Here is a 1860-nt window from a genome sequence, read left to right as displayed (position 1 = left end):
ACTGCCTGTACCAACGAGCTCCGTTGTGCTTTCGCCTCGAACCCTCAACGTGCTTGCGGCACCTGCGAAAACGCTAACTTCCCGGCCTTGGGGCTGCTTGGGGCGTTGGTGGAGAAAGCGGCGGGTTTCGTAGGCGCTGGGTGGGCTGCGAACCGGCGCCGGGCGGGCATGGGTTGACGTTGTCCCGCGTTCGCTCAGAACAGCGCCAGGCCCTCGCCGCTGGTGTCCGCGATGACGGGCCTGGGATTGGGCGGGAGGCCGTCCAGGCGGTCGGGGCCGGCCGCGGCGGCCACGGCAGGGGCTGTCTCGGCCAACCAGACACGAAACCGGTCGACGGCTTCGCAGCAGGGGACTCGCGCCAGGACACGGTGCTCGCCGGAGGGGGAGAAGTCGACGGCGACGGGGAGCAGGCAGGAACAGGGCGCGTTCTGACTGCCCGTCCAGGACACGCGCAGGACACCGCAGGGCTTGCGCCCGCCGGGGGCGGTGGGTCGGGCGCAGCATCGGCAGGCTATGTGGGCGGTCCATGCGGCGAGGTGTGGCAGGGGCAGGGTGGTGGGTGCGCGGCAGCCGGGGCAGCGGAGCCAGTCGTCGGTGTCGGTGTCGAAGAGACGTCTGTAGCGGTTCGCCACGCGGATGTCGTTGCTGTACAGGTGGTCGGGTCGTTCATGTGTGTTGCAGGACTGGCAGACGAAAGCACGGACGTAGCCGTGTTCGTGGCAGTGGCCGAGGACGGTGGCGGCGCATGCGGCAGACGGCGCACGCCCACCTGGCCACCCTGCGGGAGGTATTGGGCTTCCTGCTGAGCACCGAGTACAGCTGGCCTTCCAGCTCCTTGTTGTACGGGCGCAGTGAGGCGCCGGGGCCTTCGAGGCTCATCGTCTGCCGGCCGCCGGCGTCTCGGGCCTGCCGGGAGTGGGAGGGCGGCCCGGTGACGGCTGCGCCTGCCTGGCGGGTCCGCGCGGCTTGCACCCACTGCGTTTCGGTGTGCTCGGCCGCATCCAGCAGCATGACCACAGCACGCGGCAGCCACCACGTCTGTTGCGTCCCGTCGCGGGTCTGCTCCACGAGTATCTGCCGCCAATCGATCCCCGCCAGATGGTAGGCCCGGCCGACTTCACGTCGTGCTGCCCGCCCGGGGGCTGCCCAGCTCCTGCAATTCTCCCGTGATGCGCTGGCGCCAACGCAGCGGCGTTTCCTCGTTGCCCTCCTGTCTCGGCGGCCCGCGAAACGGACCGATGCGGACCAGGTCCTGCCGGTCCATCCCCACCGCGTTCAGTTCCGCTGCCGCCCAGCGCACCCGGGCCTCCAAAACACTCCACTGACCGGCGCTCGCCCTCACCGTCGCCACCACATGACCGCCGAGCAGGACGTACCCCAGCCGGGCACGGGCAGGAGGGCAGGTGAATGTCCCAGAAGCCGTCGGCACAGCGCTGTCGGCCGTCAGATCAACCCACAGAGCGTCCGCGGCATCCAGGGTGATCAGGCCGTCCGCGCGACCGGGCATGACACGCTCTGACATACCGATAGGCTAACGGCCCCCAGCGCGGCAACGAGTCCCAAGCACCTCGGCCAGCCGGGCCACCACTTCCGTGGGATTGAAGACAGACGTGGTCGCGCACGCCGAGCTGACCGAGTAGGGGGCGGCGGCCCGAGGTGTGGTTGACGGTGTCGCAACAGCTGCGAGTTCGTGGTGCGGTCCACGGCACTCAGTCTTGAGCGGAACGGGTCAACTGCGCTGATCGCTGTACGACTTCGGATCTGGCGACCATCGCATCGTTGACCGTGGCGTCGGTCGTGACAACGTGGGTGATCAAGTGCGGGCGCTTCGACGTCTTTGGGTCATCACAGCTCTCACTG

The 1860-nt window shown here is 68.9% G+C and carries 2 protein-coding genes and 1 pseudogene; all 3 read right to left on the bottom strand.

Going from position 1 to position 1860, the window contains the following annotated elements; genetic code table 11:
• Window positions 1–194: 194 nt before the first annotated feature.
• Window positions 195–632 (bottom strand): hypothetical protein, encoded by a 438-nt coding sequence (locus ABZ624_RS42905; RefSeq protein ID WP_360101167.1) that lies wholly within the window; start codon window positions 630–632, stop codon window positions 195–197.
• A gap of 72 nt (window positions 633–704) precedes the next feature.
• Window positions 705–791: pseudogene (locus tag ABZ624_RS42900) on the bottom strand (hypothetical protein); the annotation flags it as partial.
• 326 nt (window positions 792–1117) lie between these two features.
• Window positions 1118–1522: a hypothetical protein gene (locus ABZ624_RS42895; RefSeq protein WP_360101164.1), complete on the bottom strand. Its 405-nt coding sequence runs from the start codon at window positions 1520–1522 to the stop codon at window positions 1118–1120.
• Between the last annotated feature and the right edge of the window lie 338 nt (window positions 1523–1860).

It is taken from the genome of Streptomyces sp. NPDC007205, assembly GCF_040634095.1.
In the GTDB taxonomy this organism is placed as follows: domain Bacteria; phylum Actinomycetota; class Actinomycetes; order Streptomycetales; family Streptomycetaceae; genus Streptomyces.
The sequence above is the reverse complement of the archived record's forward strand: the minus strand, read 5'-3'. Positions and strand labels throughout refer to the sequence as shown.